The sequence below is a fragment of the Pseudomonas yangonensis genome (assembly GCF_009932725.1).
Taxonomy (GTDB): Bacteria; Pseudomonadota; Gammaproteobacteria; order Pseudomonadales; family Pseudomonadaceae; genus Aquipseudomonas; species Aquipseudomonas yangonensis.
Genome location: NZ_BLJU01000002.1, coordinates 102,660 through 127,224, shown reverse-complemented (window position 1 = coordinate 127,224; position 24,565 = coordinate 102,660). Strand labels below are relative to the sequence as shown.

Genomic DNA, 24,565 nt, shown 5'->3' with positions numbered 1-24,565 from the left:
TCACTGCGCGCGGTGCAGGTCGCGACGGCCAACCCGTGCCGACCGCTGCATCGCCTCCGGTCGGCCGCGTCTGCTCAGGCGGCTTGCGGCATGCGGGCTATGTCGTTATAAGTCCGGGCATCTTTCGACTCGCCAGAAGGCCCATCGCATCACCATGAGCCAAGCCGACCTCCTCGCCCAAGATCCCGTGTTCCAGCTCAAGGGCAGCATGCTCGCCATCACCGTGATGGAACTGGCGCACAACGACCTGGAACGCCTCGACGCGCAACTGACGGAAAAAGTTGCCCAGGCCCCCGCCTTTTTCAGCAATACGCCGCTGGTACTGGCCCTGGACAAACTGCCGGAAGGCGAAGGCGAACTGGACCTGGCCGAGCTGATGGCGGTCTGCCGCCGCCACGGTCTGCGCACGCTGGCCATTCGCGCCTCGCGCGAGGGCGACATCGCCGCCGCCGAAGCCATGGATCTGCCGGTACTGCCACCCTCCGGCGCTCGCGAGCGCCCCATCGACCCGGCGCCGAAGAAGGTCGAGGAAAAGCCGGCCGAACCCGAGCACAAACCCAGCCGTATCGTCACCACCCCGGTACGCGGCGGCCAACAGGTCTACGCCCAGGGCGGCGATCTGATCGTGCTGGCACCGGTCAGTGCCGGGGCGGAACTTCTCGCCGATGGCAACATCCATGTTTACGCGCCCATGCGTGGCCGCGCCCTGGCCGGGATCAAGGGCAACACCAAGGCACGGATTTTCTGTCAGCAAATGGGCGCCGAAATGTTGTCGATCGCCGGCCATTACAAGGTCGCCGAAGACCTGCGCCGCGACCCGCTCTGGGGCGATGCGGTGCACGTCAGCCTGTCGGGTGACGTGTTGAACATCACCCGCCTTTAACGGATACTGCGGCCACTTTTTACGGACACAAAAAAGGCATCTGGAAGCCTCGAATGGCTGACGGATTCCCGCGTTTTATTCATTTTTTGGGGTGAATCACCTTGGCCAAGATCCTCGTAGTCACTTCCGGCAAGGGTGGCGTCGGTAAAACCACCACCAGCGCTGCCATCGGTACCGGCCTCGCCTTGCGCGGACACAAGACCGTCATCGTCGACTTCGACGTCGGCCTGCGTAACCTCGACCTGATCATGGGCTGCGAACGCCGCGTGGTGTACGACTTCGTCAACGTGGTCAATGGCGAAGCCACCCTGACCCAGGCCCTGATCAAGGACAAGCGTCTCGAAAACCTCTACGTGCTGGCCGCCAGCCAGACCCGTGACAAGGACGCGCTGACCCTCGAAGGCGTCGAGAAGGTCATCAACGAGCTGTCGCAGAATTTCGAATACGTGGTCTGCGACTCGCCAGCCGGTATCGAAAAAGGTGCTCACCTGGCGATGTACTTCGCCGACGAAGCCATCGTCGTGACCAACCCGGAAGTGTCCTCGGTACGTGACTCCGACCGCATGCTCGGCCTGCTGGCGAGCAAATCGCGCCGCGCCGAGAAAGGCGAGGAGCCGATCAAGGAGCACCTGCTGCTGACCCGCTACAACCCCGAGCGCGTTACCAAGGGCGAGATGCTCGGCGTCGAAGACGTCGAGGAAATCCTCGCCATCCGCCTGCTCGGCGTGATCCCCGAATCCCAGGCCGTGCTCAAGGCGTCCAACCAGGGCATCCCGGTCATCCTCGATGACCAGAGCGACGCCGGCCAGGCCTATAGCGACGCAGTCGACCGTCTGCTCGGCAAGGACGTGCCGCATCGCTTCCTGGATGTGAAGAAGCAGGGCTTCCTGCAGCGCCTATTTGGAGGTCGAGAATGAATATTTTTGACTTCTTGCGTTCGCGCAAGAAGGAAACCACCGCATCCATCGCCAAAGAGCGCCTGCAGATCATCGTTGCCCACGAACGTGGCCAGCGCAGCCAGCCGGACTACCTGCCTGCCCTGCAGCAGGAGCTGGTGGAAGTGATCCGCAAGTACGTGGCCATCGAATCGGATCAGGTTCAGGTCGCGCTGGAGAACCAGGGCAGCTGCTCGATCCTGGAGCTGAACATTACCCTGCCGGATCGCTGATCGATTCTGGCCACACGCACGGCGGCTTCGGCCGCCGTGTTCGTTTGTAGTCACCGATAGCCTGTAGGAGCGAGCTCTGCTCGCGAATATCGGTAACCTGCATTTTTCGCGAGCAGAGCTCGCTCCTACCAGACCGTTGCGAACGCCCCATGCCGCTAAGCCAGATCGAAATTCTCCACCAGGACGTCGCCCTGCTGGTGATCAACAAGCCCACCCTGCTGCTCTCGGTGCCTGGCCGCGCCGATGACAACAAGGACTGCCTGGTCACCCGCCTGCAGGAAAACGGCTACCCCGAGGCGCGCATCGTGCATCGGCTGGACTGGGAAACCTCCGGCATCATTGTCCTGGCCCGCGATGCCGACAGCCACCGCGAGCTGTCCCGCCAGTTCCACGACCGTGAGACCGAGAAGGCCTACACCGCGCTGTGCTGGGGCCAGCCCGAGGCAGACAGCGGCAGCATCGACCTACCGCTGCGCTACGACCCGCCGACCAAGCCGCGCCACGTGGTCGATCACGAACTGGGCAAACACGCCCTGACCCACTGGCGCATCATCGAACGCTGCGGCGACTGGTGCCGGGTCGAGCTCACCCCCATCACCGGCCGTTCGCACCAGTTGCGCGTGCATATGCTGTCCATCGGCCACCCGCTGCTGGGCGACCGTCTCTACGCCCACAAGCAGGCGCTGGCCGCCCATGAGCGCTTGTGCCTGCACGCCAGCATGCTCGCCCTCACCCACCCGCAAACAGGCGAACGCATGCGCTTCGAGTGCCCGGCGCCGTTTTGAGCCCAAGAGATGACTGACAAGCTGTACTACGATCGCACGCAAGGTGCTCCTGCCTGGCCAATGCTTCTGATGGCTTTGGAGAAAAGCCGTAACACAGCGGGATTTGCCATAGATCTAGGCTGCGGAGCCGGACGCGATACTTTGGAGCTGCTGCGTCGAGGCTGGGAGGTACTTGCCATTGATCGCGAAGAACAAGCTATTGCTCGCCTGTACCAGCAGATACAAGTGGATCAGGCATCAAGACTGACGACGCTCTGCGAACAATTCGAAGACTGCGAATTACCACCAGCTGACCTGATCAACAGTGCCTTCGCCTTACCATTCTGTCTTCCTGAGGAGTTTCCCCGCGTCTGGCAACGCATATGCTGCGCCCTGAAGCGTGACGGGCTTTTCTCTGGCAATTTCTTCGGCCCTAACGACGACTGGGCGAGCGGCGACTTAAGCATTTTCGACAGACAATCCGTAGAAAACCTCTTTGCCGGTTGGGAGCTGATCCACTTTGAGGAAATTGACCGCCAGGGGAGCACGGCTCGCGGCCATACCAAGCACTGGCATCTGTTCTCAGTGGTAGCGCAACGATAACAAGCTTGAACTCCGCGCTAGATAGCCTGCAACTATCGCCCCAAACGAGTGCACGGCCGGCACAGGGCGATGCAAATTGGTTACACTCGCGCCATCGTTGCCCGGAGTCCCTATGCGCGAAGAACTGATCCAAGGCCTGCTCGATTTTCTCAACGCCTCGCCGACCCCTTTCCACGCTACCACCAGCCTGGCCATGCGCCTGGAAGCCGCCGGTTATCGTCACCTCGACGAACGCGCGCCCTGGCACGTTGAGGCCGGCGGTCGCTACTACGTAACCCGCAACGACTCCTCGATCATCGCCTTCAAGCTGGGCAAGCGCCCCGCGGTAGAGGGGGGCATTCGCCTGGTCGGCGCGCATACCGACAGCCCGTGCCTGCGCGTCAAACCCAGCCCCGAACTGCAGCGCCAGGGCTATTTCCAGCTCGGCGTGGAAGTCTATGGCGGCGCCCTGCTCGCGCCCTGGTTCGACCGTGACCTGTCGCTGGCCGGCCGCGTGACCTATCGCCGCGACGGCAAGGTCGAGAGCCAGCTGATCGACTTCTACCAACCCATCGCCGTGATCCCCAGCCTGGCCATCCACCTCAACCGTGAGGCCAATCAGGGTTGGGCGATCAACCCGCAGAACGAACTGCCGCCGATCCTGGCCCAGCTCGCCAGCAGCGAAACCGCCGACTTCCGCGCCCTGCTCGCCGAGCAGTTGGCCATGGAGCACGACTTCAACCCGGACGCGGTACTGGATTACGAGCTGAGCTTCTACGACACCCAGAGCGCCGCCATCGTCGGCCTCAATCAGGACTTCATCGCCAGCGCGCGCCTGGATAACCTGCTGTCCTGCTACGCCGGCCTGCAGGCGCTGATCGACTCGGACGATGATGAAACCTGTGTGCTGGTCTGCACCGACCATGAAGAAGTGGGCTCCTGTTCGGCCTGCGGTGCCGACGGGCCCTTCCTCGAGCAGGTGCTGCGCCGCGTGCTGCCGGGTGGCGACGATTTCGTCCGCACCATCCAGCGCTCGCTGCTGGTCTCGGCGGACAACGCCCACGGCGTGCACCCCAACTATGCCGACAAGCACGACGGCAACCACGGACCCAAGCTCAACGCCGGCCCGGTGATCAAGATCAACAGCAACCAGCGCTACGCCACCAACAGCGAAACCGCCGGCTTCTTCCGCCACCTGTGCCTGGAGAACGAAGTGCCGGTGCAGAGCTTCGTGGTGCGCAGCGACATGGGCTGCGGCTCCACCATCGGCCCGATCACTGCCAGCCAGCTCGGCGTGCGGACGGTCGACATCGGCCTGCCCACCTTCGCCATGCACTCGATCCGTGAACTGGCCGGCAGCCACGACTTAGATCACCTGGTGAAAGTGTTGACGGCTTTCTATTCCAGCCCTGAACTCCCCTGAGGTTCTGACGCGATGATCGAACATATCCGCAACAGCCTGCTGGAGGCCCAGCGCGCGCTGGAGGCCTTTCTCGCCAACGAACAGACCCTGGGCAATATCCAGAAGGCCGCCGAACTGCTGGTCGAGAGCTTCGAGAACAAGGGCAAGGCCTTTTCCTGCGGCAACGGCGGCTCGATGTGCGACGCCATGCACTTCGCCGAGGAACTGACCGGACGCTATCGCAAGAACCGCCCGGGCATCGCCGCCGTATCGATCAGCGACCCCAGCCACATCAGCTGCGTGGCCAACGATTTCGGCTACGACTTCATCTTCTCGCGTTATATCGAGTCGCACGGCCATGAAGGTGACGTGCTGATCGCCATCAGTACCAGCGGCAAGAGCCCCAACGTGGTCAAGGCCGCCGAAGCCGCCAAGACCTTGGGCGTGAAGGTGATCGCCCTGACCGGCAAGCCCGGCTCGCTGCTGGAAAGCCTGGCCGACGTGTGCATCTGCGCCCCCGGCGGCGATTTCGCCGACCGCGTGCAGGAACTGCACATCAAGACCCTGCACATTCTGATCGAGCTGATCGAACGCAAACTGAGCCCGCAGAACTACGCCTGAACACCGTAGCCCGGATGCAATCCGGAAGTTTTTGCCCCCGGATTGCATCCGGGCTACGCGACTGGTGGGCTGAAGCCCACCCTACTCGACTTCCGCTCAGGCGCTGCGCAGGCGCTTCGGGGTCAGCCCCATGTAGCGGCGCATGGCCGTAGTCAGGGCGCTCTGGCTGGAAAAGCCGCATTCCTCGGCGATGCGCACCAATGGCAGGTTGCTCTCGCGCAGCATGCGCGCGGCGCGGTCTAGGCGGGTCTTGAGCAGATACTGGTGCGGCGTGAGCCCGACACTGTCCTTGAACTGAGCGTGGAAGTGGCTGGGGCTGAGGCACATCTCGTGCGCCAGTTCGGCGACACTGATGCGCCGCGCCAGATGCTCGCCGATGTAGTCGTCCAGACGCTGCAGATCCAGCGTGCCCTGTGGCTGCCGACGCTGCTCGCCGAACAGGCGCAGGTGCAGGGCGCGCAGCAGGACACCACCGAGAGAACGCGCCAGTATCGAATCGCTGCCATAGCGCTCCAGCTCGGCGCCGGCATAGGTCAGCAGGTGCTGGAAATCCACATCGAGGGCGGGATAACGCGGCGTTTCGAACAGACGATGGAGCAGCTCCAGGTCTTCGCTGGGGGTGTCCTGCTCGTCCAGATCGAGAATCAGCATGCGGTTGTCGCCCATGCCGGCGAACTGGTGAGCGGCGTCACCCGGCACCAGACACGCACGCATCCGGCAGACCTCCCCACCGCGACCGCCGACCTCGAATTCGGCGCGGCCCACCAGGGACATCACCAACTGATGATGATCGTGGGCATGTTCATGAGCCTGTTCATCCAGGCGAATCACACGGGCTTGCAGCATCGCTAAAAACTGGCGGCACGGAACAAGGGTTGCACTTTACTCCTTTCCCGACAAAAACGCCGCAACCACCTATCAGCGAAACGGTTGCACCTATAGCAACCTGAATCCAACCCCAGCTGACCGCCATCGAGTCGCCTAGCCAACTTGAGATATCAGTGCGCAACCACCTTGTGTGAAGCGTTGAAAAAATCCCCAGGTCGCCCCATGTAGCTTCCAACGTACACGCAAAGGTGCTCCATGAACGATCAGGACAACACGCCGGAAGCTGTCGAAGTTCACGTCCAAGCCAGCAGTACTGGCCTGGTACTGCCCGCGCAGCAGTTCCCGGACAAGCTCTACATCATCCCCATCCACAACCGCCCTTTCTTCCCGGCGCAGGTGTTGCCCGTGATCGTCAATCAGCAGCCCTGGGGCCGCACCCTGACGCGCGTCGGCAATACCGAGCACAAGTGCATGGCGGTGTTCTTCGTCGACACCCCGCCGGACGAGCACGGCGAGTTCGATCTGGACAGCCTGCCCGAGCACGGCACCCTGGTGCGCGTGCACCATGTCAGCGAGGAAGGCGGCAAGCTGCAGTTCGTCGCTCAGGGTCTGACCCGCGTACGCATCCGTGGCTGGCTAAGCCGCCGCGGCCCGTATCTGGCCGAAGTCGAATACCCACAGGCCCCCAACGACCCGCGTGACGAGGTCAAGGCCTACGGCATGGCGCTGATCAATGCGATCAAGGAACTGCTGCCGCTCAACCCGCTGTACAGCGAGGAGCTGAAGAACTACCTCAACCGCTTCAGCCCCAACGATCCGTCGCCGCTCACCGACTTCGCCGCCGCGCTGACCACCGCGCCAGGCCACGAATTGCAGGAAGTGCTCGATACCGTGCCCATGCTCAAGCGCATGGAGAAGGTGCTGCCGCTGCTGCGCAAGGAGGTCGAAGTCGGCCGCCTGCAGAAGGAGCTGTCCGCCGAGGTGAACAAGCAGATCGGCGAGCGCCAGCGCGAATTCTTCCTCAAGGAGCAGCTCAAGCTGATCCAGCAGGAGCTGGGCATCAGCAAGGACGACAAGAGCGCCGACCGCGAGGAATTCCTCGCCCGCCTCGAGGGCAAAACCCTATCTGCGCCTGCGCAAAAGCGCATCGACGAGGAGCTGAACAAGCTGTCGATCCTCGAGACCGGCTCGCCGGAGTACGCCGTCACGCGCAACTACCTGGACTGGGCTACCGCCCTGCCCTGGGGCATTCACGGCCAGGACAAGCTCGACCTCGGCCGCGCGCGCAAGGTGCTGGACAAGCACCACGCCGGCATGGACGACATCAAGCAGCGCATCACCGAGTTCTTGGCCGTTGGCGCCTTCAAGGGCGAGATCGCCGGCTCCATCGTGCTGCTGGTCGGCCCGCCCGGGGTGGGCAAGACCAGCATCGGCAAGTCCATCGCCGAATCCCTCGGCCGGCCGTTCTATCGCTTCTCGGTCGGCGGCATGCGTGACGAGGCGGAAATCAAGGGTCACCGCCGTACCTACATTGGCGCCATGCCCGGCAAGCTGGTGCAGGCACTGAAGGAAGCCGAGGTGATGAACCCGGTGATCATGCTCGACGAGATCGACAAGATGGGCACCAGCTACCAGGGCGACCCGGCCTCGGCGCTGCTGGAAACCCTCGATCCGGAGCAGAACGTCGAATTCCTCGACCATTATCTGGACTTGCGCCTGGACCTGTCCAAAGTGCTGTTCGTCTGCACCGCCAACACGCTCGACTCCATCCCCGGCCCGCTGCTCGACCGCATGGAAGTGATCCGCCTTTCCGGCTACATCACTGAGGAAAAGCTGGCCATCGCCAAGCGTCATCTGTGGCCCAAGCAGCTGGAAAAGGCCGGCGTGCCTAAGGCGCGCCTGTCCATCAGCGATGCGGCGCTGCGCGCGGTGATCGAAGGCTATGCCCGCGAGGCCGGCGTACGCCAGCTGGAGAAGCAGCTGGGCAAGCTGGTGCGCAAGTCGGTGGTCAAATTGCTGGAAGATCCCGAAGCGAAAATCCGCATCGGCACCAAGGATCTGGAAGAAACCCTCGGCATGCCGGTGTTCCGCAACGAGCGGGTGCTGGCCGGCGTCGGCGTCATCACCGGCCTGGCCTGGACCAGCATGGGCGGCGCCACCCTGCCGATCGAGGCGACGCGCATCCACACGCTCAACCGCGGTTTCAAGCTTACCGGCCAGCTCGGTGAGGTGATGAAGGAGTCGGCGGAGATCGCCTACAGCTACGTCAGCTCGCACCTCAAGCAGTTCGGCGGCGACCCGAGCTTCTTCGACCAGGCCTTCGTCCACCTGCACGTGCCGGAAGGCGCCACGCCCAAGGACGGCCCCAGCGCCGGCATCACCATGGCCAGCGCCCTGCTTTCGCTCGCACGCAACCAGGCGCCGAAGAAGGGCGTAGCCATGACCGGCGAGCTGACCCTCACCGGCCAGGTGCTGCCCATCGGCGGCGTGCGCGAGAAGGTGATCGCGGCGCGCCGGCAGAAGATCTTCGAGCTGATCCTGCCGGAGGCCAACCGCGGCAGTTACGAGGAGTTGCCGGACTATCTCAAGGAAGGCCTGACCGTGCACTTCGCCAAGCGCTATGGCGATGTGGCGAAAGTGCTGTTCGACTAAACAGGCCCAATGTAGGAGCGAGCTCTGCTCGCGAATGTCGGCGAACCTGAACGCTTCGCGAGCAAAGCTCGCTCCTACAGCAAACCGCGCGCCTCGACGGTCGCCACCGACAAGCCGATGCGGCTATGCTGGGCCAGGTTTCGTCGACTGGAGTTCGTCATGTACGCCACCTTGCGCCTGCTTACCCTGCCCGCCCTGGCCTTGCTCACGGCTTGTGCTCATCAATCCGGCACGCTGGAGCTGAAGAAGGATCGGCAATGCCCGCTGACGCTGAACAAGGGTCAGCAGCTGATCCTCAGCCTGCCCAGCAACCCCACCACCGGCTTTCGCTGGGAGGTCCGTGATGGCGCGGCGAACGTGCTGCAAAGCCTCGGCCCCGAGGTCTACAGCAACCCGGAAGACGCCGGTGTGGTGGGCGCTGGCGGTATTTCAACCTGGCGCTTCACCGCTCGCGAAGCCGGCGAGGGCCGCCTGCTGCTGACCTACCAGCAGCCGTGGGAGCCAAACGTGCCGCCGGCGGAAACCTTCGACTGTGAATTGCGGGTGAAGTGACGAAGGCTGATTCTGTGGGAGGGGCTTTAGCCGCGACGGCTCGACATCAATCGCCGCTGAAGCGCCTCCCACGGTTCCGTGCCACCACCTATTCATTGGCGGTTTGCACCTGCTCTACAGGCTGTAAACGAACAAGGGGCGCTCATGCGCCCCTTCGCTCACGCGCTTCGCGGCTGAAGCCGCTCCTACAGTCAGAGGCATACGCGACCAATGTAGGAGCGGCTTCAGCCGCGAATGCTGCTATGCGGAGGCTCAGCTCTTGAGGCGGTAACCGGTCTTGAAGATCCAGCCCACCAGCGCGATGCACAGCAGCAGAAAGCCCAACACCATGGCCAGGCTGAAGCCGACATTGACGTCGGATACCCCATAGAAGCTCCAGCGGAAGGCGCTGATCAGGTACACCACCGGATTGAACAGGGTCACCGTCTGCCAGGCGGGCGGCAGCATGCTGATCGAGTAGAAGGCGCCGCCGAGGAAGGTCAGCGGCGTGACGATCAGCGCCGGGACGATCTGCAGCTTTTCCCAGCCATCGGCCCAGACGCCGATGATGAAGCCGAACAGGCTGAAGGTCAGCGCCGTCAGCACCAGAAACGCCGCCATCCAGATGGGATGCTGGATTTCGAAATCGACGAACAGCCTTGCCGTGAGCAGAATGACAACGCCAAGAATCACCGACTTGGTCGCTGCCGCGCCGACATAACCGATCAGAATCTCCAGATAGGAAACCGGCGCCGAGAGGATCTCGTAGATGCTTCCCGAGTATTTGGGCATGTAGATGCCGAACGAGGCGTTGGAAATGCTCTCGGTCAGCAGCGCCAGCATGATCAGGCCCGGGATGATGAAAGCGCCGTAGCTCACGCCCTGCACCTGGGTCATGCTCGAACCGATGGCCGAACCGAACACCACGAAGTACAGCGAGGTGCTGATCACGGGGGTGGCGATGCTCTGCAGCAGGGTGCGCCAGGTGCGCGCCAGCTCGAACAGGTAGATGGCCTTGATGGCGTACAGGTTCATGCGCGCGACTCCTCCAGCAGTGACACGAAAATCTCCTCCAGCGAACTCTGGCTCGACTGCAAATCCTTGAAGTCGATGCCGTGTTGAGCCAGATCACGCAGCAGTTCGGCGATGCCGGTGTTCTCGTGCTGGGCATCGAAGGTGAACACCAGGGCATGGCCCTGATCGGCCAGCTCCAGGCCATAGCGCGCCAGCTCGGCCGGCACGCAGGACAGCGGCTGCTGCAACTGCAGGGTCAACTGCTTCTTGCCCAGCTTGTGCATCAGCACCTGCTTGTCTTCCACCAGAATGATCCGCCCCTTGCTGATCACCCCGATGCGATCGGCCATTTCCTCGGCCTCTTCGATGTAGTGGGTGGTGAGGATGATGGTCACGCCACGCTCACGCAGGCGCCGGACCATGTTCCACATGTCGCGGCGCAGCTCCACGTCGACACCGGCTGTGGGTTCGTCGAGGAAGAGAATCTGCGGCTCGTGCGACAGCGCCTTGGCGATCATCACCCGGCGCTTCATGCCGCCGGACAGCTCCATGATCTTGGCGTTGCGTTTGTCCCACAGCGACAGGTCCTTGAGCAGTTGCTCGAGGTAGGCCGGATCGGGCTTCTTGCCGAACAGGCCACGGCTGAACTTGACCGTCGCCCAGACGGTTTCGAACACGTCGCTGACCAGCTCCTGCGGCACCAGGCCGATCTGCGAGCGGGCAGCGCGGTAGTCACGGACGATGTCCTTGCCGCCGACCAGTACCCTGCCCTCGCCCGGATTGACGATGCCGCAGATGATGCTGATCAGGGTGGTCTTGCCGGCGCCGTTGGGCCCGAGCAAGGCGAAGATCTCGCCCTGGCGAATATCCAGATCGATGCCTTGCAGGGCCGGATGCCCGGACGCATAGATCTTGTTCAATTGCGAAATGGAAATGACCGACTGCACGGTGGATGGCCCCTTGCCTGCGGAAAACACCACAGTTTACAGGCACCGACATCAGCGCATGAGAGAAAAAAACGGCGCACTTGTGGTGCGCCGGGGATGCTGCAGGTGAGTTGGGAACGATTACAGCGCTTGTGGCGATGTAACGATAGGCCAGACAGCGCGTGCTACCCGACATATTCAGTGGTGAACAGAACCCTAGGGCGGGTGTAAACCGCCCTAGGGTTGGTGGGTTGCCCCGCTCTACAATGGGGTCAGCAGCTTGCCGGTAGCGATGAAGGCGCGCAGGTTGTCCAGCACCAGATCGGCCATCTGCTGGCGCGTCTCGACACTGGCGCTGCCGACATGCGGCAACAGCACCACGTTGTCCAGTTCGCGCAGCACCGTCGGCACCTGGGGTTCGCGCTCGAAGACGTCCAGCCCGGCGCCGCCAATCACCTTCTGCTGCAACGCCGAGATCAGCGCGGCCTCATCGACCACCGAGCCACGTGCCACGTTGATCAGAAAACCATCCGGGCCCAGCGCTTCGAGCACCTCGGCGTTGATCAGGTGGTGGGTGGCCTTGCCGCCCGGGCAGGTCAGCACCAGGAAGTCCGCCCAGCGCGCCAGCGCCAGCAGATCCGGCTCATGCTGGTAAGGACTGCCCTCGACCGCACGGCGATTGTGGTAACGCACCGGCATGGAGAAACCCGAGGCACGCAGTGCCACCGCCTCGCCGATGCGCCCGAGACCAACGATACCCAGGCGCTTGCCGCTGACCCGGCGCGCCAGCGGGAACCCCGTGGTGCTGCTCCAGGCACCGCTGCGCACGAATCGATCGGCCTCGGACAGGCGCCGCGCGCTGTCGATCATCAGGCCCATGGCCAGGTCGGCGACGCAATCGTTGAGCACGTCCGGCGTGGTGCTGAGCACGATGCCGCGATCGCGCAGCAGATCCAGCGGATAGGGATCGTAGCCGACACCGAAACTGCAGATGGCGCGCAGGTTCGGCAGCAGCGCAAGCTGGTCGGCCGTACAGCCGAACCGCGCCGAGGACACCATGTAGATGAACTGCTCGCCGTGCTCACGCAGGAAAGCCAGCGGCTCGGCCTGTTGCCATAGCGCGCTGACCTCGTATTGCTCGGCCAGCTCGCGGTTGAAGCGCTCGCTCAGCGGGCCGACCTGCAACACCTTGGGTTTGCTCATGGAACCTCCTGTCTCAAACATGCGATTTACAGCAATTTGCCCGGATTCATCAGTCCGGCCGGATCCAGCGCCTGCTTGACGCGGGTCATCAACTCCAGCTCCAGTGGCGCCTTGTAATGCTGCGCGGCCAGGCGCTTGGACTGGCCGAGGCCATGTTCGGCGCTGATGCTGCCGGCATAGCGCAGAGTCTGGTCGTAGATCACGCGCATGATCGCTTCGGCCTGCGCCTTGAACGCCCCATCCTCGGCGCCGGCTGGCTTGCTGATGTTGTAATGCAGGTTGCCGTCGCCAACGTGGCCGTAGGTGACGATGCGCACACCGGGGAAGGCTTGCTGCAGTGCGGCATCGGTACGTTCGATGAAGTCGGGGATACGGCTGACCGGCACGCTGATGTCGTGCTTGAGGCTCGGCCCCTCGTGGTTCTGCGCCTCCGAGATGCCTTCGCGCAGCGCCCACAAGGCGCGCACCTGCGCGTCGCTGGCGGCGACCACGGCATCCAGCGCCACGCCCAGCTCCAAGGCGGCGCCGAGGCCCTGCTCGAGCAGTTCGTTCAGGGGCGCATTGGGCTGGGTGTCGCTCAGCTCGATCAGCACGTACCAGGGATGCGATTCGGCGAACGGGTCGCTGACACCGGCGACATGGCGCAGGACGAACTCGACACTTTGCCGCGACATCAGCTCGAAGCCGGTCAGGCGGTCGCCGCACAGCCCGCGCATCTGCCCGATCATCTCGACGGCCGCCTGCGGGCTGGGCAGCGCCACCCAGGCGGTGGTCAGGCTGCGCACGGCCGGGAACAGCTTGAGCACGGCAGCGGTAATGATGCCCAGGGTGCCTTCGCTGCCGATGAACAGATGCTTGAGATCGTAGCCGGTATTGTCCTTGCGCAACCCACGCAAGCCGTCCCAGATGCGCCCGTCGGGCAGCACCACTTCCAGCCCCAGCGTCAGGTCACGCATGTTGCCGTAGCGCAGCACCGCGGTGCCGCCGGCATTGGTCGCCAGATTGCCACCAACCGTGCAGCTGCCTTCAGCGCCCAGCGACAGCGGGAACAGCCGGCCGACTTCGGCGGCGGCCTCCTGCAGCTGCTGCAGGATCACGCCGGCCTCGACGGTGATGGTGGCGTTGGCCACGTCCACTTCGCGGATGCGCTTCATGCGCGTCAGCGACAGCACGATCTGCGCCCCGGAATCATCCGGAATCGAGCCGCCGCACAGGCCGGTGTTGCCGCCTTGTGGCACCAGAGCAACGCCAGCCTGCGCGCACAGCCGTACCACGGCGGCGACCTCCTCGGTCGAGGCTGGGCGCAGCACGGCAGCCGCCTGGCCACGGTAGGCGCCGCGCCAGTCGCTGAGGTAGCTCTGCATGCGCTCGGCGTCAAGGATCAGGCCAGCCTCGCCGACTGCGTCGCGCAAGGCCTGGAGCAGGTCATCGGACAGGCCGCTCATCTCAGGTCACCGGCGCCGGGTTGAACAGCACCAGATCGTTGTGCAGACGCAGGTGTTCGGCGCAGGTCTGCTTGCGCCCGCTGGCCACGTCCAGATAGAGCTGGAAGATGTGCCAGCCCATTTCCTCCAGCGTCATGCGCCCGGAAACGATCTGCCCGGCGTCGACATCGATCAGATCCGGCCAGCGCTCGGCCAGCTGGGTGCGCGTGGCCACCTTGATCACCGGCACCATGGACAGGCCATAGGGCGTGCCACGGCCGGTGGTGAAGATGTGCAGATTCATGCCCGCTGCCAGTTGCAGGGTGCCGCAGATGAAGTCGCTGGCCGGCGTGGCGCAGAACCACAAGCCCTTGCCGCGAATGCGTTCGCCCGGCGAAACGACGCCGGCGATGGTGCCGTTACCGGACTTGGCGATGGAGCCCATGGCCTTCTCGACGATGTTGTTCAGCCCGCCCTTCTTGTTGCCCGGCGTGGTGTTGGCGCTGCGATCGGCCATACCGCGCGCGAGATAGCGGTCGTACCAGTCCATCTCGCGGATCAGCGCATCGGCCACCTCGACGCTGGCGGCGCGCGGCGTGAGCAGGTGGATGCCGTCACGCACTTCGGTGTTCTCGGAGAACATCACGGTGGCGCCGGCGCGCACCAGCAGGTCCGCGGCCACACCCAAAGCCGGGTTGGCGGTGATGCCGGAGAAGGCGTCGCTGCCGCCGCACTGCATGCCGACCACCAGCTCGGAAGCCGGTACGGTCTCGCGGCGACGCTGGTCGAGCACCTTCAGGCGCTCCTCGATCATGCCCATGATCTGCTCGACCATGCCGGCGAAGCCGGTGCCGGAATCCTGCAGGCGGAACAGCCAGTCTTCCTCGTCCATGCCGTTGGTGAGCTGGTCGCCATCCATCAACTGGTTGGCCTGCAGCTTTTCGCAGCCGAGGCTGATCACCAGTGCCTGGCCACCCAGGTTGGGGTTGCGGCTGATGTTATACAGGGTGCGGATCGGCACCACGGCGTCCGGTGCGTTGATCGCCACGCCGCAGCCGTAGCTGTGCGACAGCGCCACCACATCGTCGACATTGGGGTATTTGGGCAGCACTTCCTTGCGCACGCGCTCGACCACGTGATCGAGCACACCGACCACGCACTGCACGGTGGTGGTCACACCCAGGATATTGCGCGTGCCGACGCTGCCATCCGGATTGCGGAAACCTTCGAAGGTATAGCCTTCCAGCGGCTCGCCCGGCGTGGCCTTGATGGTCGCCTTGGGCAGGTTGTCCAGCACGGGCGGCTCCGGCATGCGCAGCACCTGCTCGGTCACCCAGCTGCCGGCGGCGATGGACTTGAGCGCATAACCGATGACCTCGCCATAACGCACCACCTCGTGCCCTTCGGCGATATCCACCAGCGCCACCTTGTGGCTCTGCGGGATACCTTCGATAGCCGTCAGACCATCATCGAACTGACCGCCAGCGGCCACGCCCTGGTCATTGACCACCACGCCGACGTTGTCGCTCGGGTGCAGGCGGATGTAACGGGGCGAATCCTGATGGGGAATCAACTGCATGACGCTTGCTCCTGTTGTGCGTTCAGGGTGCCGAGCCAGACGCGGCGTCCAGCTCGACCCTGTGAATACGGCCGACGATCAGGCCGAAGCTCACGACCGCCAGCAGGGCATTGAGGCCAACATAGGCCAATGCCCAGTCGAATGATCCGGTACGGCTGACCAGGTAGCCGATAACGATAGGTGTGGTGATCGCCGCCAGGTTGCCGAATGTATTGAACAGCCCACCGGACAGGCCAAGGATCTGCCGTGGTGAGGTGTCGGCCACCAGCGTCCAGCCCAGCGAGCCGAGGCCCTTGCCGAAGAACGCCAGGGCCATCAGCGCCACCACAGCCGTGTCGCTCTCGACGAAAATGCACAGCACCACGGCGCTCGACAGCAGCAGACCGAGCACCATCGGCAGCTTGCGCGCCAGAGTCAGTGAATGGCCACGGCGCAGCACGCCGTCGGACAGCAAGCCGCCCAGTACGCCTCCGACGCAACCGCTGATGGCCGGCAAGGCGGCGGCGAAACCGGCGCCGAGAATGCTCATGCCGCGCGCCTGCACCAGGTAAACGGGGAACCAGGTGAGAAAGAAGTAGGTAATGGCGTTGTTGCAGTACTGGCCTAGGTAGATGCCGATCATGGTGCGCTGGCGCAACAGCAGGCCCAGGTAGCGCCATTGCGAACCGCCACTGCCGCCACGCTGCCCTTCCAGATCGATCAGCGCCCCACCCTGCTCCAGATGGGCCAGCTCGGCCGCCTCGATACGCGGGTGCTGGCGCGGCCCGTGTAGCTGTTTCAACCACAGCAACGACAGCGCCAGACCGAGGCAACCGAGCACGACGAACACCGATTGCCAGCCCATGGTTTGCACCACCCAGCCCATCAACGGCGCGAACAATGCCGTGGCCGCGTACTGCGCCGAACTGGAAATAGCCGTGGCGGTAGCGCGCTCGGCTGTGGGAAACCAGGAGGCTGTAATCCGCGCATTGCCGGGAAAGCACGGCGCGCTGGCGAACCCCACCAGCAGCCGCAGCAGGAACATCGAGGTTACGGCCCAGGTCGTCGGCAGCCAGCCGACGAAGCCCTGCAGCAGGGTCAGCGACGACCAGACGAACAGCGCCAGGGTATAGACCGGCTTGGTGCCGAAGCGGTCGAACAGCGCGCCTGCCGGAATCTGTCCAATCACGTAGGCCCAGCCGAATGCCGAGAAGATGTAGCCGAGCGTCACCGCGTCGATACCCAGGCCGGCCTGCATCGCCGAACCGGCGACGGAGAGGCTGGAGCGATCGGCGAAGGTGATGGTGGTGACCAGAAACAGCATCAGCAGGATGCTGTAGCGCACCCGCCCCGGTTTGGCATCTGGCATCGGCAAGGCTCGCACAGGGATATGACAGACCCGGCGCAGTGCACCGGGCCATAGAGTCAACATGAAGGTCGCATGGCGACCTTCTCCGTCAGCGTACCAGGCAGGGCTTCTTGTTATTGAAGGTCCAACCGGGGATCAGGTACTGCATGGCGATAGCGTCATCGCGCGAACCCAGGCCCTTGGCCTGGTACAGCTCGTGCGCCTTGGCCAGCGCGTCCCAATCCAGCTCGACGCCGAGGCCCGGCGTTTTCGGCACCTGTACCAGACCACCTTCGATGCGCAGCGGATTGCGCGTCAGGTACTGGCCGTCCTGCCAGATCCAGTGGGTGTCGATGGCGGTCACGCGCCCCGGAGCTGCGGCGGCGACGTGGGTGAACATGGCCAGGGAGATGTCGAAGTGGTTGTTGGAATGCGAACCCCAGGTCAGGCCCCAGTCGTTGCACATCTGCGCCACGCGCACGGAGCCGGCCATGGTCCAGAAGTGCGGGTCGGCCAGCGGGATGTCCACCGACTGCAGGGAGATGGTGTGGCCCATCTGCCGCCAGTCGGTGGCGATCATGTTGGTCGCCGTGGGCAGGCCGGTGGCGCGGCGGAACTCGGCCATCACCTCGCGGCCGGAGTAGCCGTTCTCGGCACCGCACGGGTCTTCGGCATAAGCCAGCACGCCATGCAGATCGCGGCACAGGGCAATGGCCTGATCCAGCGACCAGCCACCATTGGGGTCGAGCGTCACGCGGGCGTCAGGGAAACGCGCAGCCAGGGCGCGGATCGCCTCGACTTCGGCCTCGCCATGCAGCACGCCGCCCTTGAGCTTGAAGTCGTTGAAGCCGTAACGCGCATGTGCAGCCTCGGCCTGGCGGACGATGGCCTCGGGGGTCAGCGCGGCCTGGTTGCGCACGCGCTCCCAGGCGTCATCGGCGTCGCGCTCGTCGCGGTAGCCGAGATCGGTCTTGTCCTTGTCGGCGATGAAGAACAGGTAGCCGAGCATTTCCACCGCATCGCGCTGCTGGCCTTCGCCGAGCAGGGCGGCCACCGGCACGCCCAGGTGCTGGCCGAGCAGATCGAGCAGCGCCGACTCCAGCGCGGTGACGGCATGGATGGTGATACGCAGGTCGAAGGTCTGCAAACCACGGCCGCCGGAATCACGATCGGCGAACGCACGGCGTACCTGGTTGAGCAAGGCGTTGTAGTTGCCGACCGGCTGGCCGACGAGGATCGAGCGGGCGTCTTCGAGGGTCTTGCGGATGCCCTCGCCGCCGGGGACTTCGCCGACACCGACGTGGCCGGCGCTGTCCTTGAGAATGAGGATGTTGCGGGTGAAATAAGGGCCGTGGGCACCACTCAGGTTGAGCAGCATGCTGTCCTGACCGGCGACCGGTACGACTTGCAGCTCGGTGATCAGCGGAGTGCCGACAGCGGCAGGGGTTGATGAATTCATGAGCGTTACCCTGTTGTTCTTATGGGTTCGACAAATGTTGCAGACTGTCGCGCCCGACTCTGCGAACGCGACACTCAGGTCTGGCCGCTCACCAGGGTGAGCGGCGAGCCGATCGGTTACTGCGCGCCTTGCGCTTCGATCAGCTTGGCCAGGGCCTCGTACTCTTCCGGCAGCAGATCGGTCAGCGGCGCGCGTACCGGGCCGGCATCGTAACCGACGATCTTGGCGCCGGCCTTGACGATGCTCACGGCATAACCGGCCTTGCGGTTACGGATATCCAGGTACGGCAGGAAGAAGTCGTCGATCAGCTTGCCAACGGTGGCGTGATCTTCCGCAGCGATGGCCTTGTAGAAGTCCATGGCGGTTTTCGGGATGAAGTTGAACACGGCCGAGGAATAAACCGGCACGCCCAGCGCCTTGTAGGCGGCGGCGTAGACTTCAGCGGTCGGCAGGCCGCCGAGGTAGGTCAGGCGCTCGCCCAGGCGGCGGCGAATGGAGACCATCAGTTCGATGTCACCCAGACCGTCCTTGTAACCGATCAGATTCGGGCAACGCTCGGCCAGTTGCTCCAGCAGGTTGGCATTGAGGCGGCAGACGTTACGGTTGTAAACCACCACGCCGATGTTCACCGACTTGCACACCTGCTCGACGTGAGCGGCAACGCCGTCCTGCGAAGCTTCGGTCAGGTAGTGCGGCAGCAGCAGCAGGCCCTTGGCGCCCAGGCGCTCGGCTTCCTGAGCCATCTGAATGGCCACGCGGGTGGGGCCGCCAACGCCGGCCAGGATAGGTACGGACTTCTCGCAGGTGTCGACGGCCGTCTTGATCACGGCGCTGTATTCGTCCGGCGCCAGGGAGAAGAACTCGCCAGTACCACCGGCTGCGAACAGCGCCGATGCACCGTAAGGTGCCAGCCACTCGAGGCGGCGCACGTAGCTGGCCTTATTGAAATCGCCGGCAGCATCGAAGTCGGTTACCGGGAAAGACAGCAGACCGGAGGAGAGGATGGACTTAAGTTCTTGTGGATTCATTATGCGAACACCCTGTAAAGCGAGTTGTGAGGAATGACGTCAGCCGCAGCTGTAGAGATACGTTATCGTACAACAACAAAAAAAACACCAGTTTTCGCATCGTCCGTTCGTCGAAGTTTTTTTCACCGTCGCCCGACCTGAGCACAAAACCGGACCTCAAGCGCTAGAGCCAAGCGTAGAGCAGGCTCGATCATGGCGCCAGTTGAGATGGCAGCGCAATCATCATTCGCCTTGAGCAGCGTTGACAGGCCAGGAACAGGCTGGTACTAATTTCACCAAGTCATACGACAACCTATGACATTCCAATAAAAACAAACGAGGCCCAGGTCATGTCTCAGACCTTCACTGCCGCCCTGCCCTGCCCTCGTGCGGGTCATTGCAACGCTGCCAGCAGCTGCCCGAACCGCGCTGCCCGCGCGGGCTTCGTTGCCGTCTTTGCCCATGCTCTCACTCGCTGCAGCGAGGATCGCCTGACCCCGGTGCACGACTGAACCGTACCTTCGCCTTTGCGGCCAAGGGCCGCGCCAGTTTCGGAGCCCCAGCCAAGATGTACGAAGCCCCCCGCAGCAGCACACCTCAGATCGTCGAGATGCAGGTCATTCCGGTCGCCGGCCATGACAGCATGCTGCTCAACCTTTGCGGCGCCCATGCCCCCTATTTCACCCGCAACCTGGTACTGCTCAAGGACAATGCCGGGCGTATCGGCTGTGGCGAAGTCCCCGGCGGCGAAGGCATCCGTCAGGCGCTGGAGCGCTGTCGTGAACTGGTGATCGGCCAGTCGGTCGGCCGTTACAACCGCGTGCTCAATCGCCTGCGCCAGGCCATCTCCGGCCCGGCCAAGGGCCCGCAGACCACTCAGCATCAGGTCACCTCCGAATCCGAAGCACGCGTACTCAAGCAACCGCACGAGATCAACCTGCGCCTGGACAACGTGATTACCGCGGTCGAAGCCGCCCTGCTCGATCTGCTCGGTCAGCATCTGGACGTTCCGGTTGCCGAGCTGCTCGGCAGCGGCCAGCAACGCGATCATGTGCCGATGCTCGCCTACCTCTTCTATATAGGTGATCGTCAGCGCACCGACCTGCCCTACCTCGCCGGCAATGGCGCGGCGGATGACTGGTACCACCTGCGCCACCAGGCCGCGCTGACCCCGGCGGCCATCGCCCGCCTGGCCGAAGCGGCCCATGCACGCTACGGCTTCAACGACTTCAAGCTCAAGGGCGGAGTGATGCGCGGCGCCGAAGAGATGGACGCGATCCGCGCGATCAAGGCAAGCTTCCCCGATGCACGCGTCACCCTCGATCCCAATGGCGCCTGGTCACTGGATGAAGCCATCGCCCTGTGCCAGGGCCAGAACCAGATACTGGCCTATGCCGAAGACCCCTGCGGCCCGGAAAACGGCTACTCGGGGCGCGAGGTGATGGCCGAGTTCAAGCGCGCCACCGGCATTCCCACCGCCACCAACATGGTCGCCACAGACTGGCGGCAGATGGGCCACTCGCTGCGTCTCGAGGCGGTCGACATTCCGCTGGCCGACCCGCACTTCTGGACCATGCAGGGCGCCGTACGCCTCGGTCAGGTCTGCGAGGAGTTCGGCCTGACCTGGGGTTCGCACTCCAACAACCACTTCGACATTTCCCTGGCCATGTTCACCCATGCTGCCGCGGCCGTACCGGGCCGCGTCACGGCCATCGACACGCACTGGATCTGGCAGGAAGGCGAGGAGCGCCTGACCCGCGAACCGCTGCAGATCATCGGTGGCCAGGTGCAGGTATCGGACAAGCCCGGCCTCGGTATCGAGCCGGACATGGAGCGGATCATGGCCGCCCACGAGCTTTACAAGAAGGTGGCCAGCGGCGCGCGTGACGACGCCATGGCCATGCAGTACCTGGTTCCGGGTTGGCAGTACGACCCGAAACGTCCCAGCCTCGGCCGCGACTGACTCGCGCGGCTTTCATCCCAACCCGGAGTATTCCAATGAAAAAAACATTCCGCGCCTCCCTCCTTTCTGCCCTGGTCGGAATGGGTGCCCTGGTCACCCACGCCGCCACCTTCGCCGATGAGGTCAAGTGGCCAACTCGTCCGGTCCAGGTGGTGGTCATCGCCAACCCCGGCGGCGATACCGACTTCAATGCCCGCACCATGGCCAAGTACTTCAACGAAATCACCGGCAAAAGCATGGTGGTGACCAACGTCGCTGGCGGCGGGGGCACCCTGGCGGCCGAACAGGTCAAGGGCGCTGCGGCCGATGGCAACACCATCCTCTTCACCCACCCGGGCCAGTTGATCGTCAACGAAGTCGCCGGCCTGACCGAAGACAGCTATGAGGCCTTCGACGTGTCCTGCATCGCCGGTGTCGACAAGAGCACCGTGTTCGTCGCCTCCAAGCAGTCCGGCGTGACCAGCATGAAAGACCTGGTCGACAAATCCAAGGCCAACCCGGGCAGCATCACCTACGGCACCGAAATGGGCAGCTTCTCGCACATTCAGGGCCTGATGCTGGAGAAACTCAGCGGCGCCAAACTGAAGATGGTCGACGGCGGCACCGTATCCGACCGCGTGGTGGGCATGCTCGGCGGTCGTCTGGACATGGGAGCCATCACCTATGGTTCCGTACAAGACTATGTGCAGGGCGGGCAGATGGTCGCACTGGGCCAGCCTAACGACGAACGCAACGCCATGCTGGGTGACGTGCCGACCCTCAAGGAGCAAGGCCTCGACATCACCATGGACAAACCGTACGTAGTGGCTTTCCCGAAAGGCACCGATCCGGCCATCGTGAAGAAGATGTCCGACATCATGAAGCAGATCACCGAGAAGCCTGAGTACGCCGAAGACCTGAAGAAATTCAAGCAACCCGTCGCTTTCTTCCCTACCGAAGAAGCCAAGCAGATCCTGGCGAAGACCCGCGAAGACTTCATGCAGTTCAAAGATGAACTGCGCAAGTCCAAGTAAGCCACAACGCAGCGCCGGCCCGATCGATTCGTGCCGGCGCTGCACCTCAGAACATCGAGGTACGCGATGAACACCCTGAACAAGAAAGAACTGATCATCGGCATTGCCATGCTCGTCGCCAGCCTTGCCTATCTGGTACTGGCCCAACAGCTGCCCGGCCATGCTGGCGTCGATGCGGCCACTGTGCCCAAACTGCTGGCCGGCTTCCTGTCTTTGCTTGGTCTGATGCAACTGGCCAGCGCCTTCGCCAAGCCCAAGGCTGCCACCGAGCCCAGCACCCCGGCCCCCGCGCAGACAGAGGCTGAAGAGCCGGCTGCCGAAATCGTCGAACCCAAGACCGTTTTCAAGACCCTCGGCCTGATTCTTGGCTACATGGCCCTGCTCGGCCCTGTGGGTTTCCCGATCATGACCGTGGTTTATCTGTATCTGCAGTTCCTCGTGCTGACCCCGGCAAACCAGAAAGCCAGACACCTGACCTATCTCCTGATCGCCGTTAGCTGCTCGGCGCTCATTTTCCTGCTGTTCCGCGAGGCCTTCGACCTGTTGCTGCCCGCTGGCCTGCTGAACGACTACATCTGAGGATCGACCATGCTCGAATTACTGCAGCAAGGCTTCGGTGCCGTCTTTTCACTGAACATCATGATGCTGATGGCCGTTGGCGTGGCCATGGGCATCGTCTTCGGCGCCGTGCCCGGCCTGTCGGCCACCATGGCCGTCGCCCTGTGCCTGCCACTGACCTTCACCATGGGCCCGCAGGCCGGCCTGTCGCTGTTGGTGGCATTGTTCATCGGCGCAACGTCCGGAGGTCTGATCTCGGCGATCCTGCTGAAAATTCCCGGAACCCCCTCCTCCATCGCCACGGTGTTCGACGGTGGTCCGCTGATGGAGCAGGGCCACGGCGTCAAGGCCCTTGGCGTCGGTATCGTGTTCTCTTTCCTCGGCACCATCTTCAGTATCGTCGCGCTGATGTTCATCGCCCCCCAGCTGGCCAAGGTGGCCCTGAGCTTCGGCCCGCATGAATACTTCGCCATCGCGGTGTTTTCCCTGACCCTGATCGCCACCCTGTCGGCCGGCTCCATGGTCAAGGGCCTGTTCGCCGGTGCGCTGGGTATCGCCGTATCCACCGTCGGCATCGCACCGGTCGAGGCCATCCGCCGCTTCACCTTCGGCTTCAGCGAGCTCAACGGTGGCTTCTCGATGCTGACCGTGATGATCGGTATGTTCGCCGTGGCCGAGATCATCAAGCTGGCTGAAACCGGCCGCCATGCCGTGCAGGGCAAAGCCAAGTCGGTGAGCATGAAGAACATCAAGGGCTTTGGCTTTTCGCTCAAGGAGTTCCGCGAGCAACTGCCCAACGCTGGCCGCTCCGGTCTGATCGGCCTCGGCATCGGTATCCTGCCGGGCATCGGCGCCGGTACGTCCAACCTGGTTTCCTACATCATTGCCAAGAAGCGCGCCAAGGATGGGGACACCTACGGCAAGGGCAACATTGGTGGCGTAGTCGCCAGTGAAACCGCCAACAACGCCGGCGTCGGCGGCGCCATGATGCCGCTGATGACCCTGGGCATCCCCGGCGACACCGTTACCGCGATCCTGCTGGGCGGCTTCCTGATTCACGGCATCCAACCCGGACCGCTGCTGTTCATCAGCCAGGGACCGCTGGTTTACACCATCTTTGCCGCGCTGATCGTCGCCACCTGCATGATGCTGTTCATGGAGTTCTACGGCCTGCGCCTGTTCATCAAGCTGCTCGACGTGCCCAAGCACATCCTGCTGCCGATCATTCTGGTGCTCTGCGTAGTCGGTGCCTTTGGCCTGTCCAGCCGCCTGTTCGACGTCTGGTCGATCCTGCTGTTCGGCCTGCTCGGCTACGCCTTCGTCAAGGCAGGTATGCCGGCGGCCCCCTTCATCATCGGCTTCATCCTCGGCCCCATGGCGGAAACCAATCTGCGCCGCGGGCTGATGCTGTCGGACGGCAGTTTCGTCGACTTCTTCACCAACCCAATTGCCGGGACCTTCCTCGGTATGGCGCTGGTGTTCGTGCTCTGGCAGGTGTTCAGCGCGCTGCGTCCCAAACCCAGCGCGATCAACCAGATCCTGCGTACCTGATCCACTCCACCGCCCCCTCTGCTCAGGGGGCGGTTCTTTTTCCTCTCCCGCCTCTTTCCGTGCCCAACCCCTCTGGCACGCCATCTACAACGACTCGTGGCAGATGATGG

23 protein-coding genes are annotated in these 24,565 nt (G+C 63.6%); 14 read left to right on the top strand and 9 right to left on the bottom strand.

All coding sequences use genetic code 11. The annotated features are described in order from the left end of the window. The first annotated feature begins 154 nt into the window (after positions 1-154). The 7 genes from minC (at position 155) to lpcA (ending at position 5,420) form a co-directional block, all read left to right on the top strand. Entirely contained in the window at positions 155-883 is a 729-nt protein-coding gene (minC, locus tag GYB81_RS02145) for a septum site-determining protein MinC (RefSeq protein WP_161864567.1), read from the top strand. Between the two features lie 101 nt (positions 884-984). Continuing rightward, on the top strand, positions 985-1,800 hold the full coding sequence (gene minD, locus GYB81_RS02140) for a septum site-determining protein MinD (RefSeq protein WP_161864568.1): 816 nt from the start codon (positions 985-987) through the stop codon (positions 1,798-1,800). Further along, positions 1,797-2,051 carry a cell division topological specificity factor MinE gene (gene minE, locus GYB81_RS02135; RefSeq protein ID WP_013714405.1) on the top strand — a complete coding sequence of 85 codons (255 nt, stop codon included), beginning with the start codon at positions 1,797-1,799 and terminating at the stop codon, positions 2,049-2,051. The genes minD and minE overlap by 4 nt, the downstream gene beginning before the upstream one ends. Before the next feature lie 149 nt (positions 2,052-2,200). Continuing rightward, on the top strand, positions 2,201-2,836 hold the full coding sequence (locus GYB81_RS02130; RefSeq protein WP_161864569.1) for an RluA family pseudouridine synthase: 636 nt from the start codon (positions 2,201-2,203) through the stop codon (positions 2,834-2,836). 9 nt (positions 2,837-2,845) lie between these two features. Further along, positions 2,846-3,418: a class I SAM-dependent methyltransferase gene (locus tag GYB81_RS02125; protein ID WP_161864570.1), complete on the top strand. Its 573-nt coding sequence runs from the start codon at positions 2,846-2,848 to the stop codon at positions 3,416-3,418. 112 nt (positions 3,419-3,530) lie between these two features. Further along, positions 3,531-4,820 (top strand): M18 family aminopeptidase, encoded by a 1,290-nt coding sequence (locus GYB81_RS02120; protein ID WP_024307229.1) that lies wholly within the window; start codon positions 3,531-3,533, stop codon positions 4,818-4,820. Positions 4,821-4,832: 12 nt separating this feature from the next. Continuing rightward, on the top strand, positions 4,833-5,420 hold the full coding sequence (lpcA, locus tag GYB81_RS02115) for a D-sedoheptulose 7-phosphate isomerase (protein WP_161864571.1): 588 nt from the start codon (positions 4,833-4,835) through the stop codon (positions 5,418-5,420). 96 nt (positions 5,421-5,516) lie between these two features. Here lpcA and GYB81_RS02110 read toward each other — a convergent pair whose 3' ends face one another. Continuing rightward, positions 5,517-6,266 carry a helix-turn-helix domain-containing protein gene (locus tag GYB81_RS02110; RefSeq protein ID WP_161864572.1) on the bottom strand — a complete coding sequence of 250 codons (750 nt, stop codon included), beginning with the start codon at positions 6,264-6,266 and terminating at the stop codon, positions 5,517-5,519. A gap of 237 nt (positions 6,267-6,503) precedes the next feature. Here GYB81_RS02110 and lon point away from each other — a divergent pair, with 237 nt between their 5' ends. Then, on the top strand, positions 6,504-8,900 hold the full coding sequence (gene lon / locus GYB81_RS02105; protein WP_161864573.1) for an endopeptidase La: 2,397 nt from the start codon (positions 6,504-6,506) through the stop codon (positions 8,898-8,900). Positions 8,901-9,059: 159 nt separating this feature from the next. Beyond that, positions 9,060-9,452: a protease inhibitor I42 family protein gene (locus tag GYB81_RS02100; RefSeq protein ID WP_161864574.1), complete on the top strand. Its 393-nt coding sequence runs from the start codon at positions 9,060-9,062 to the stop codon at positions 9,450-9,452. Positions 9,453-9,704: 252 nt separating this feature from the next. Here GYB81_RS02100 and GYB81_RS02095 read toward each other — a convergent pair whose 3' ends face one another. The 8 genes from GYB81_RS02095 to kdgD all read right to left on the bottom strand — a co-directional run bounded on the left by GYB81_RS02095 (position 9,705) and on the right by kdgD (position 19,391). Beyond that, on the bottom strand, positions 9,705-10,466 hold the full coding sequence (locus GYB81_RS02095) for an ABC transporter permease (protein ID WP_161864575.1): 762 nt from the start codon (positions 10,464-10,466) through the stop codon (positions 9,705-9,707). Further along, positions 10,463-11,392 carry an ABC transporter ATP-binding protein gene (locus GYB81_RS02090; protein ID WP_161864576.1) on the bottom strand — a complete coding sequence of 310 codons (930 nt, stop codon included), beginning with the start codon at positions 11,390-11,392 and terminating at the stop codon, positions 10,463-10,465. The genes GYB81_RS02095 and GYB81_RS02090 overlap by 4 nt, the downstream gene beginning before the upstream one ends. A gap of 240 nt (positions 11,393-11,632) precedes the next feature. Beyond that, the gene (locus GYB81_RS02085) at positions 11,633-12,574 is read right to left on the bottom strand and encodes a 2-hydroxyacid dehydrogenase (RefSeq protein ID WP_161864577.1); all 942 of its coding nucleotides are present in this window, start codon (positions 12,572-12,574) and stop codon (positions 11,633-11,635) included. A gap of 26 nt (positions 12,575-12,600) precedes the next feature. Continuing rightward, positions 12,601-14,019, bottom strand: a complete 1,419-nt coding sequence (locus tag GYB81_RS02080; protein ID WP_161864578.1) for an FAD-binding oxidoreductase — start codon at positions 14,017-14,019, stop codon at positions 12,601-12,603. Position 14,020: 1 nt separating this feature from the next. After that, positions 14,021-15,577, bottom strand: coding sequence for a galactarate dehydratase (gene garD, locus GYB81_RS02075; protein ID WP_161864579.1), 1,557 nt, complete (start codon positions 15,575-15,577; stop codon positions 14,021-14,023). Between the two features lie 22 nt (positions 15,578-15,599). After that, positions 15,600-16,925: an MFS transporter gene (locus tag GYB81_RS02070; protein WP_161864580.1), complete on the bottom strand. Its 1,326-nt coding sequence runs from the start codon at positions 16,923-16,925 to the stop codon at positions 15,600-15,602. Positions 16,926-17,013: 88 nt separating this feature from the next. Then, a complete protein-coding gene (gene gudD, locus GYB81_RS02065; protein ID WP_161864581.1) occupies positions 17,014-18,363 on the bottom strand; it encodes a glucarate dehydratase in 1,350 nt (449 codons plus the stop codon). A gap of 116 nt (positions 18,364-18,479) precedes the next feature. Continuing rightward, on the bottom strand, positions 18,480-19,391 hold the full coding sequence (gene kdgD, locus GYB81_RS02060) for a 5-dehydro-4-deoxyglucarate dehydratase (RefSeq protein WP_161864582.1): 912 nt from the start codon (positions 19,389-19,391) through the stop codon (positions 18,480-18,482). A gap of 329 nt (positions 19,392-19,720) precedes the next feature. Here kdgD and GYB81_RS24440 point away from each other — a divergent pair, with 329 nt between their 5' ends. From GYB81_RS24440 to GYB81_RS02040, 5 genes are all read left to right on the top strand, one after another. After that, positions 19,721-19,882 (top strand): hypothetical protein, encoded by a 162-nt coding sequence (locus tag GYB81_RS24440; protein ID WP_178101761.1) that lies wholly within the window; start codon positions 19,721-19,723, stop codon positions 19,880-19,882. Positions 19,883-19,938: 56 nt separating this feature from the next. Next, positions 19,939-21,333, top strand: a complete 1,395-nt coding sequence (locus tag GYB81_RS02055; protein ID WP_161864583.1) for an enolase C-terminal domain-like protein — start codon at positions 19,939-19,941, stop codon at positions 21,331-21,333. Positions 21,334-21,368: 35 nt separating this feature from the next. Next, positions 21,369-22,346, top strand: coding sequence for a tripartite tricarboxylate transporter substrate binding protein (locus GYB81_RS02050; protein ID WP_161864584.1), 978 nt, complete (start codon positions 21,369-21,371; stop codon positions 22,344-22,346). 66 nt (positions 22,347-22,412) lie between these two features. Continuing rightward, positions 22,413-22,925, top strand: coding sequence for a tripartite tricarboxylate transporter TctB family protein (locus tag GYB81_RS02045; protein WP_161864585.1), 513 nt, complete (start codon positions 22,413-22,415; stop codon positions 22,923-22,925). Positions 22,926-22,934: 9 nt separating this feature from the next. After that, positions 22,935-24,455: a tripartite tricarboxylate transporter permease gene (locus GYB81_RS02040; protein WP_161864586.1), complete on the top strand. Its 1,521-nt coding sequence runs from the start codon at positions 22,935-22,937 to the stop codon at positions 24,453-24,455. Positions 24,456-24,565: the final 110 nt, after the last annotated feature.

Excerpts from the sequence above, each read along its gene's own strand:
- minC (WP_161864567.1), top strand. The coding sequence starts at position 155 with ATGAGCCAAGCCGACCTCCTCGCCCAAGATCCCGTGTTCCAGCTCAAG.
- minE (WP_013714405.1), top strand. The coding sequence starts at position 1,797 with ATGAATATTTTTGACTTCTTGCGTTCGCGCAAGAAGGAAACCACCGCA.
- GYB81_RS02130 (WP_161864569.1), top strand. The coding sequence starts at position 2,201 with ATGCCGCTAAGCCAGATCGAAATTCTCCACCAGGACGTCGCCCTGCTG.
- GYB81_RS02125 (WP_161864570.1), top strand. The coding sequence starts at position 2,846 with ATGACTGACAAGCTGTACTACGATCGCACGCAAGGTGCTCCTGCCTGG.
- GYB81_RS02120 (WP_024307229.1), top strand. The coding sequence starts at position 3,531 with ATGCGCGAAGAACTGATCCAAGGCCTGCTCGATTTTCTCAACGCCTCG.
- lpcA (WP_161864571.1), top strand. The coding sequence starts at position 4,833 with ATGATCGAACATATCCGCAACAGCCTGCTGGAGGCCCAGCGCGCGCTG.
- GYB81_RS02110 (WP_161864572.1), bottom strand. The coding sequence starts at position 6,266 with ATGCTGCAAGCCCGTGTGATTCGCCTGGATGAACAGGCTCATGAACAT.
- lon (WP_161864573.1), top strand. The coding sequence starts at position 6,504 with ATGAACGATCAGGACAACACGCCGGAAGCTGTCGAAGTTCACGTCCAA.
- GYB81_RS02100 (WP_161864574.1), top strand. The coding sequence starts at position 9,060 with ATGTACGCCACCTTGCGCCTGCTTACCCTGCCCGCCCTGGCCTTGCTC.
- GYB81_RS02095 (WP_161864575.1), bottom strand. The coding sequence starts at position 10,466 with ATGAACCTGTACGCCATCAAGGCCATCTACCTGTTCGAGCTGGCGCGC.
- GYB81_RS02085 (WP_161864577.1), bottom strand. The coding sequence starts at position 12,574 with ATGAGCAAACCCAAGGTGTTGCAGGTCGGCCCGCTGAGCGAGCGCTTC.
- GYB81_RS02080 (WP_161864578.1), bottom strand. The coding sequence starts at position 14,019 with ATGAGCGGCCTGTCCGATGACCTGCTCCAGGCCTTGCGCGACGCAGTC.
- garD (WP_161864579.1), bottom strand. The coding sequence starts at position 15,577 with ATGCAGTTGATTCCCCATCAGGATTCGCCCCGTTACATCCGCCTGCAC.
- GYB81_RS02070 (WP_161864580.1), bottom strand. The coding sequence starts at position 16,925 with ATGCCAGATGCCAAACCGGGGCGGGTGCGCTACAGCATCCTGCTGATG.
- gudD (WP_161864581.1), bottom strand. The coding sequence starts at position 18,363 with ATGAATTCATCAACCCCTGCCGCTGTCGGCACTCCGCTGATCACCGAG.
- kdgD (WP_161864582.1), bottom strand. The coding sequence starts at position 19,391 with ATGAATCCACAAGAACTTAAGTCCATCCTCTCCTCCGGTCTGCTGTCT.
- GYB81_RS24440 (WP_178101761.1), top strand. The coding sequence starts at position 19,721 with ATGTCTCAGACCTTCACTGCCGCCCTGCCCTGCCCTCGTGCGGGTCAT.
- GYB81_RS02055 (WP_161864583.1), top strand. The coding sequence starts at position 19,939 with ATGTACGAAGCCCCCCGCAGCAGCACACCTCAGATCGTCGAGATGCAG.
- GYB81_RS02050 (WP_161864584.1), top strand. The coding sequence starts at position 21,369 with ATGAAAAAAACATTCCGCGCCTCCCTCCTTTCTGCCCTGGTCGGAATG.
- GYB81_RS02045 (WP_161864585.1), top strand. The coding sequence starts at position 22,413 with ATGAACACCCTGAACAAGAAAGAACTGATCATCGGCATTGCCATGCTC.
- GYB81_RS02040 (WP_161864586.1), top strand. The coding sequence starts at position 22,935 with ATGCTCGAATTACTGCAGCAAGGCTTCGGTGCCGTCTTTTCACTGAAC.